The organism is Paenibacillus dendritiformis (assembly GCF_015845845.1).
Lineage (GTDB): Bacteria > Bacillota > Bacilli > Paenibacillales > Paenibacillaceae > Paenibacillus_B > Paenibacillus_B dendritiformis_C.
The window spans coordinates 1-8,526 of record NZ_LDIG01000291.1 but is presented as its reverse complement, the minus strand read 5'-3'; the positions used below and the strand labels follow the sequence as shown (position 1 = coordinate 8,526).

8 protein-coding genes are annotated in these 8,526 nt (G+C 48.1%); 2 read left to right on the top strand and 6 right to left on the bottom strand.

What is annotated here, in order from left to right; genetic code table 11:
* Both ABD76_RS28055 and ABD76_RS28050 read right to left on the bottom strand, forming a co-directional pair.
* The coding region (locus ABD76_RS28055; RefSeq protein ID WP_197256132.1) for an IS630 family transposase at positions 1-502 on the bottom strand (502 nt) is incomplete at its 3' end.
* Between the two features lie 398 nt (positions 503-900).
* Positions 901-1,041, bottom strand: coding sequence for a hypothetical protein (locus tag ABD76_RS28050; protein ID WP_197260157.1), 141 nt, complete (start codon positions 1,039-1,041; stop codon positions 901-903).
* Between the two features lie 297 nt (positions 1,042-1,338).
* Between ABD76_RS28050 and ABD76_RS28045 the strand changes: the two genes are divergently transcribed.
* On the top strand, positions 1,339-2,226 hold the full coding sequence (locus ABD76_RS28045; protein WP_197260156.1) for a helix-turn-helix domain-containing protein: 888 nt from the start codon (positions 1,339-1,341) through the stop codon (positions 2,224-2,226).
* Positions 2,227-2,303: 77 nt separating this feature from the next.
* On the opposite strand, the gene ABD76_RS28040 is transcribed toward ABD76_RS28045, so the two are convergent.
* The 4 genes from ABD76_RS28040 to ABD76_RS28025 all read right to left on the bottom strand — a co-directional run bounded on the left by ABD76_RS28040 (position 2,304) and on the right by ABD76_RS28025 (position 6,922).
* Positions 2,304-4,256: a PTS fructose transporter subunit IIABC gene (locus ABD76_RS28040; protein WP_197260155.1), complete on the bottom strand. Its 1,953-nt coding sequence runs from the start codon at positions 4,254-4,256 to the stop codon at positions 2,304-2,306.
* A complete protein-coding gene (gene pfkB, locus ABD76_RS28035; RefSeq protein ID WP_197260154.1) occupies positions 4,253-5,179 on the bottom strand; it encodes a 1-phosphofructokinase in 927 nt (308 codons plus the stop codon). The genes ABD76_RS28040 and pfkB overlap by 4 nt, the downstream gene beginning before the upstream one ends.
* Positions 5,180-5,932: a DeoR/GlpR family DNA-binding transcription regulator gene (locus ABD76_RS28030; protein ID WP_206765841.1), complete on the bottom strand. Its 753-nt coding sequence runs from the start codon at positions 5,930-5,932 to the stop codon at positions 5,180-5,182.
* 465 nt (positions 5,933-6,397) lie between these two features.
* A complete protein-coding gene (locus ABD76_RS28025) occupies positions 6,398-6,922 on the bottom strand; it encodes an RHS repeat domain-containing protein (protein ID WP_197260153.1) in 525 nt (174 codons plus the stop codon).
* 319 nt (positions 6,923-7,241) lie between these two features.
* Here ABD76_RS28025 and ABD76_RS28020 point away from each other — a divergent pair, with 319 nt between their 5' ends.
* Positions 7,242-8,462 (top strand): IS256 family transposase, encoded by a 1,221-nt coding sequence (locus ABD76_RS28020; RefSeq protein ID WP_197255154.1) that lies wholly within the window; start codon positions 7,242-7,244, stop codon positions 8,460-8,462.
* Positions 8,463-8,526: the final 64 nt, after the last annotated feature.

Below are 8,526 nucleotides of genomic sequence, written 5' to 3'. Positions count from 1 at the left end.
TTTTTAGAGCCGGAAACGTTTCTTCGACAAACTGTTGTTGTTTAACAGGGTCTGCAGCGGCAAGCGTATACGTCGGTTTCGTATAGCTCATGCCCATATGTTCCATCATCTTCGAAACGCCGCGCAGCGAATAGGTACATCCATACGTACGCTCAATGTAGTCTGCTATCAGTTGCAACGTCCAATTGAATTTGGCGGTGAATCCAACGTCTGCTGGCACCTGGTTCACAATGACTTGCTTCAATGCGTCCCGCTGTTCTTTCGTCAGGCGTGGGGATCGCCCGGGAGAGAATTGCATGGCCAAGCCCGACAACCCTTCTTTTTCATAGGCGCGGATGTAAAGGCGAATAGTTTTCTCCGAACGACAGATGATCGTGGCAATCTCGCGTACAGACTTGCCCATTAATCGTAAACGTACGGTTTGAAGTCGCTCGTACATGCGGCGATCCTTCGTCGTTCTTATTCGTTCTTCAACTGCAGCCAGCGCTTCCTTGTTATCCATCTCATTCACCGCCTCATTCAGGGTATTTCTGAATTCGACAATGATGGGACAAAACCCTCCTGTTATGGAAGTTCAATAGTTTATTCTATATAGCCAAGAACCAGCTATCCAAGATTTGTTCTTGCATATTAATAGGCTTGTTCGTCAATTTTGACTGCCTGTCCCTCTCTTTGATCCTCAAATACACCGTATCGATATAAGATTCGGATGCAAGCGGAACCGTACTTGCGGCAGATGATATGACAGCACTTCGATTCAGATCGAAATCCGCGGCCATGGCCGGTACAGACCCTACCGGGACCAAGCTTAAGGCTAAAGCGCCAGCGATTAGTTTTTTCTTGTTTTTTCCAAGCATCTCGTGTTTCCTCCCTTTTGCTAAGATGATCAGCACCTCATGCCTAATGCCCTCCAATCAGATGATGGTCATTCCGCAGTTCCAATTTTACGGCCGTTGGTGATGGATCGGTGTTGGGCGAAGCTGCTTGCTGATAACCAAAAAATAAGGCGAAAATCAAAAATGCACTCGCGATCTTATTCATTTCTTTTTCCCTTTCTTATATAGCTATTTGTTATTCTAACTGTAATTTAACGATAACATGGTTCGAATTCGATCGATAAATAAGGATAGTTATATTCTGTTCCAATAATGTGAAATCGTTCTGAATCCATGCCATATCGGCAAGAACGTAAAAATACCTTACCGAAAAACCATTAAAATACAACTGGATTATTCCGAAAAATACAAAAAGGAGGAATTGAAATTCCCGACCAGGACAGGCATATTTCCTCCAGCATCAGATAATCAAGTGTAAAATTGTGTAAAGGGGGAGAACTATATGGTTTATACGTTAAATGCCATTGAAATTGGGAAAATTATTAAGGACTTGCGTTTGAAACAAGGATTGAGCCAGCAGGCTCTGGCGAAGGGGATTTGTACGCAACCTCATATCAGCAACATAGAAAATGGGCGGGAGATTCCATCTGGCTTTATATTATACTTACTGTCCAAAAAATTAAGAGTGAATGTCAAATATTTATTTGATATCCATAACGATTCCAATAGCACCTACAAAAATAATATTAAATTTATTGTCCACTCCTTTATTCAAGAAAATGATTTCGGACAAGTGTTAAAGATACTGGAACAAGAAAGCCATCTTTTTGTGGCACCCGAAGATCAGCAATTCCTCCTGTGGGCGAAAGCTATATCTCACTACTATTCCTCTAAGGACTTTAGTTCATGCTTAATGATGCTAAAAAGAGCATTAAGAAAAACCTGCAAATGTTTGAAGTTTTGTTCGGAACAGGAATTGACGATTATTAATAGCATTGGCATCTTGCTATCTGAATCCAACCAAAACCGCAAGGCTCTGCGCATTTTACATTGGACGTACCGCCATATCCATCGGCATTACTATATCGAGGACAGGACCTTGCCTATTAAAAACATCTACGCGCTCGCACGTTCGTTATCAAGAAATCAGGACTATCACAACTGTATACACTATTGCAGCAAAGGAATCGAACAGTGCTTGAAATACAATTCCCTCTATCTTTTTGGAGAGCTGTATTATGAAAAAGGGTTAAACCACTATTTTTTAAATCAGCATGAATCGGCATTGGAAGATTTCGAACAAGCCATTATGCTGTTCAAGCTCAAGAAACAATACAACTTCAAAGATTTTGTTGAAAATAAGATAAAGGAATTTCGACTGAGAAAATAAGGACGCACCATATTAGAAAAAAGACCGTTCCGAGAGTTCACCTGCTTGGAACGGCCGTTATAGTTGGAGCGATGTAATTATACGGTTGCTTTCTTCTTCCATACGCCAAGCGTAAGGGCAGATACGATCGAACCGATCAATATCGCAAGAAGATACAGGAATGGCTTATTAACTAAAGCGATAACGAAGATTCCCCCGTGTGAAGCAGGGAGCGTAATGCCAAAGGCCATCGCAAGACCGCCCGCAATCGCAGATCCAAGAATACAGCTCGTCAGTACACGGAGCGGATCAGCGGCGGCAAATGGAATCGCTCCTTCCGTAATGAACGACAAACCCATGACATAGTTGGTTACGCCAGACTTCCGCTCGCTCTCGGTGAACTTGTTCTTGAAGAACGTTGTCGCCAGTGCGATCGCTAGCGGCGGAACCATACCGCCTGCCATGACCGCAGCATGGGGACCGAGGTTGCCTGCTTCAATCGCCGCAATCCCGAACGTAAAGGCCACTTTATTAATCGGGCCGCCCATGTCGACAGCCATCATACCGCCCAGGATAAGACCGAGCAGAATCGCATTTGCTCCACTCAAGCTGTTCAGCCAATCCGTCATCATGCCGTTCAAAGCCGCGACTGGCGGATTCACGACCGTAACCATCAAGATGCCCACGATAAGCAACCCTAGCAGCGGGAACAGCAGAACGGGCTTAATTCCTTCCAAGGCTTGCGGCAGGTTCTGAAGCAAACGCTTCAACAGAACAACAACATAACCGGCCAGGAATCCCGCTACAAGTCCGCCAAGGAAGCCGGCACCGGCTTGAGCCGCAAGATAACCGCCCACGATGCCCGGCAGAAACGCGGGGCGATCTCCGATACTGCTTGCAATAAATCCGGCCAGAATCGGCACCATAAACATAAAGGCGGCTTTACCGATCATGGATAGAAGCTCTGCGATCTCACCCTCGGCGTTGATTCCTCCAATAAGGAATGACAATGCTATCAAGATACCGCCCCCGACAACAAATGGAAGCATGTTGCTTACCCCGTTCATCAGGTGCTTGTATATGCCGCGCTTGCCGCCGCTGCCCTCTTGCTGCTCCGTCTTCCCGCCGGTAGCGCGGTAAACAGGGGCGTCTTGCTTGATCGCCCGTTCAATGAGCTGCTCGGTCTTGCGAATTCCATCTGCCACAGGAACCTGGATCACAGGTTTGCCGGCAAAACGATTCATCTCGACTTGCTTATCCGCGGCCACGATAACCGCCGTAGCCCGGGCAATGTCATCTGCGGTCAGTCCGTTTTTAACACCTGTCGAACCGTTGGTCTCGACCTTAATATCGATGCCCATATCCTTGGCCTTCTGCTTTAACGCATCCGCAGCCATATAGGTATGAGCGATGCCTGTCGGACAAGCCGTTACAGCAATAACGTATGGTCGATCTTGTTCAGATGCCGTCCGAGCATTCGCAGCTGAAGCTTCACTCGGCGCTTGGGCCTTGGCTTGGTCCTCGCCTCTCTTCCCGGCTTGAGCCTTCTCTTCCGCTTCCGCCGCTTTGGCCGCTTCCGCTGCTTGCTCTGCCAGCACTTCTTGTTCACGCTCGTCCACGATGCTGAGCAATTGCTCCACCGAAGCCGCCTTCAACATGGCCTCACGCATCTTCTCATCCAGCAGCGTAAACAATCTTGACAGCGTCTCGACATGGGTGTCATGCGCATCATCCGTCGCAGCGATCATGAAGAACAAATGCGCCGGCTGCTCATCCAGCGACTCAAAATCCACGCCTTCGACGGATCGTCCAAAGCATATCGCAGGCACCTTTACTGCAGCCGTCTTTGCATGAGGGATGGCCACTCCGTCCCCAAGCCCTGTTGTACTATGGCTTTCGCGAAGCATAATCGCTTCTCGAAATGCCTTGGGATCGCTTAAACGTCCTGCTTCGTCTAACTTAGCAATCAGTTCATCAATAACAGCTTCTTTCCCCGTCGAATGAAGATCGAGGATGACCGTGTCCCGCTTCAGTAGATCTGTAATTCTCATGATGTACTCTCCCCCACTTGAGTCAGTTTAATTTGCGGAAGCAGTTCTTCAATATATTCCTTCTTGCACAAGTCACTTGAAAATGCCGTTGCACTGCCGGTTGCCACGCCATAAGCGAAAGCCGCCTGAATGGAGCCGGTCACTGCATAACATCCGATAAAGCCTGCAACGAGCGAGTCTCCTGCACCTACCGAGTTGATCACCTTGCCCTGCGGTACATTCGCCATGTAGGCTGCTTCTGGAGTGATAAGCACTGCGCCGTCACCAGCCATGGAGACGATGACATGCTGTGCGCCCCGATCAACCAATTGGCGGCCATAGTGCAAGACATCATCCAAGGAGTCAATGTTCACATTGAAGAATTCTCCCAGCTCCTGCTGATTGGGCTTGGTGAGAAACGGACGGTAGGGCAGCAGATCGAGCATGGCCTGGCCGCTTATATCGACAACGGCTCGAATGCCCTTATCCATGGAGCGCCTCATGATATCGCCGTATAAGTCTGCATCCAAGCTGGAAGGAATGCTGCCTGCAAGCACCAGCGTGTCGCCGTTGCTCATCCCCTCAATCTTGGCAAGCAGTTCATGGACCTTATCTTCCGAGATGGCGGGACCTGCGCCATTGATCTCGGTCTCTTCCCCGGTCTTCAGCTTGATGTTAATTCGGGTATCTCCTTCGACCTTAACAAAATCGGTCTCGATGCCTTCGTCATTCAAGCCGTCTTCAATGTACTGTCCCGTAAATCCGCCGACAAATCCAAGGGCTTTCGTCGGCACGCCGATCCGGGATAATACCCGTGAGACATTAATGCCCTTACCGCCCGGATACTTCTGATCTTTCGTCATTCGGTTCAAGCCGCCAACCTGGAATTGGTCCACGTACACGTAGTAATCAATCGAAGGATTAAGCGTTATTGTATAAATCATTTATGTCACAACCTTTATTACTTTCGTCTTGTTGTTGAGGGATCTCTCTTCTTCCGGTTCCAGTTGATCAATAACAAGCGCTGCCTCGTCGATAGCCGCGAACTGCACAAAGCTGACCTTGTTCCACTTGCTTCTGTCGGCAACGACATAGCTCTTCTCCGATAAATGGAGCGCCATCTTCTTGATGCTGGCCTCTTCGGGATCCGGCGTCGTATAGCCAAGCTCTTCATGAATGCCGTTTGTGCCGAGAAAGCATTTGTCAAATCTATAATCCTGCAAGCCGCGTACGGCCTGGCTGCCAATTAATGCTTTGGTGAGCCCCTTTATCTTGCCCCCGACGACATAAGCCTGAATGTCATATTCATAAAGAGATTCAAGATGCATAAGTCCGTTGGTGACGACGGTTACCTTTTTGTCGACAAGCAGAGGAATCATCTCGTAGGTGGTACTGCCGGCATCGAGATAAATGCAATCCCCTTCTTGAATAAGAGTAACGGCAAGCTCGGCGATCTGTTTTTTTTCACGTAGCTGCTTGGTGGATTTTTCACCTAAAGAAAATTCCATCCCTTTCCCTTGAAGCAAGGCTGCACCGCCGTGAACCCGCTTTAGGAGATTCTCGCTCTCCAGATGGCTGAGATCTCGCCGAATCGTTGCTTCGGAGGAAGCGGTCTCATGGACAAGTTCTTGAATCTTGACGACTCCCTTTTCCTTGAGCAGTTCCATAATAATTCGATGTCGTTCCGGAGTTAACATCTTATCATCTCCTTCAACGCTATTGTATTGAAAACGCCAACAAAAATCAATCACATTCAATCAAAATCAATCATTTACTCGTTAAGTTCGTTCACATTTCGTTCAAAATCAATCAAATTATACCAATCAATGGATAGTAATACCTATCGTTTAGCTAGTCAATGGAATTATAAGGATATGTATCTAAAATGAAGGGAAAGACCTGCGAGCAATTCCGGTAATTGGGAAGTACTGTTGTACGTTATTCCTTTCGGCTCTTCAATTTCGTATCTGTCCTCAACCCAGGATGCAATTCCATTTTCCATATTAGTTTTGTTCCACTGAATGATAACAAAGGTTTCCTTGTCCAAGGCCGTAAGCTGTCCCTATAAAAGGGTACGCTGTAGCACCGCGAGTGAATGGTAAAAAACGCCATGTCTATAGGTTGTGTATTTTGCCCTCTCTTCTCGAACCATAAACACTTGTTTATGTACTCACTTTCAATGAGTTCTTTGGTTGCCCTGTTAAAACTATTTCCATACAGTTCAATTTGCCGTGGTTTAAACTGAAGGGCACCAAATTTTTCAGAGTACCCAGGTAATATTGCTGCGTGACAGGGTCGAACTGTTCGCCCGCGTAGCGGAAGCGGTTCGGGATGCCTTCGGTGGCGGACAAGGTATGGCCGAAGGCGTCGTACTCGTAGCTGTTGACGATGCCGCCCAGCCGGTTCGTGATGTGCACGACGTCGCCGTGCTGGTTGTTCAGGTAGTAGTAGGCATCTCCTTGGCCGTCCACTTGGGCCAATAATTCATGGCCGCGCACATAGGAGGCCTTGGCGTTCCACTCCTCGTCCAGCTCGTTCAGCATATTCCAGCCGTCGAACACGAAGCGGCTGGTGACGCCGTTCTCGCATATGCCGCTGCGTAGCCCTTCCGGGTCATATTCATGACGGACATAGCTGCCATCCGGCTTCTCAACCTGCGCGGTCCGGTTGAACGCGTCAATAGGCATAGGCCGTCAGAGCGTTCTAAAAACCATATGTAAATAATAAGTAACCCCTATTGAAGATAACCCATTCTCCTGAACCTGAAAGAAAATGTCACTTGCTCCAGAAACTAATCTTACTACCTTGTAGCCAGCCACAATAAGTTGATTCTTACTGCCTTAATGCCACTTGAACAAATACATGGGTTATGTGTGCTATTCTTCATTCCACCCTGGGTGGGCCCATAAATAAAGAAACCTTGAATGGCTGAAGGAGTCTGTAAAATAGTTTGTGTAAACTCCAAAACCTATTAAAATGGAACTAATAGAAAGGTTGGGAGAACACATGGGACTATGGACGAAAGAGCAACTACGAGCGTTTATTAAAGAGAACAAGCTCATGACCGCGAAAGATGCGCAAAACGCCTTGAAGGATCTGTTCGCCGAGACGATTCAGGAAATGCTGGAGGCCGAGATGGACACGCATCTGGGCTATGAGAAGCATGAGAAAGCGGAGAAGACCACCTCCAATTCACGCAATGGCAAGAGCCGCAAGAAGATCACCAGTGAGTATGGGGAGCAAGAGATTTCGGTGCCCCGCGACCGGCAAGGTGAGTTCGAGCCACTGGTGGTGAAAAAGTATCAGTCGAACGTGACCGGCATTGAGGATCAGATCATTGCGCTCTATGCCAAGGGCGTAAGCACACGGGAGATTCAGGATCATCTCCAGCAGCTATACGGCATTGAGGTGTCCCCTACGCTTATCTCCAATGTCACCAACAAGATCATGCCCCTGGTCAAAGAATGGCAAAACCGGCCGCTGCAAAGCGTGTATGCCGTTGTATTTTTGGACGCCATTCACTTTAAAGTGAAGCAAGATGGCGCCATCGTCAATAAGGCGGCTTACATGGTCATCGGCATCGATTTGGATGGCAACAAGGATGTTCTGGGCATCTGGATCGGCGAGAATGAATCTGCAAAGTTCTGGCTGAGCGTGCTGAATGAGTTGAAGAATCGCGGCGTACAGGACATTCTCATTACGTGTGTGGACAACCTGACCGGCTTCTCGCAGGCCATCACCGCATGCTATCCACAGACGGAGATTCAGAAATGCATCATTCATCAGATTCGCAATTCAACGCGCTATGTGTCCTACAAGGACCTAAAGAAGGTCACTGCCGATCTGAAGCCGATCTACAAGGCGAGCACGGAAGAAGCCGCTCTTGTGGAATTGGATCGCTTTGAAGAAGTCTGGGGAACGAAGTACCCGCTCATTATCCGTTCCTGGCGCAACAATTGGGATGAGCTCGCGACCTTCTTCAAGTTTCCGCCAGAGATCCGTAAGTTGATTTATACCACAAACATCATCGAGAGCTACCATCGCCAACTTCGCAAAGTGACCAAGGGCAAGAGCATCTTCCCGACGGACGAGGCGTTGCTGAAGATGCTGTACCTGGCGACGATGGATGTGACTCGCAAATGGACGGGGCGCGTGCAGAACTGGGGACAAATCCTCCTCCAGCTCTCCATCTTCTTCCCGGATCGGGTCGGACAACATTTAAGCTAAGGGGCGAACCGCCCCCGAGGGGGCTTCATCATCAATGCGTTTACACAAAACTCTTGACAGACCC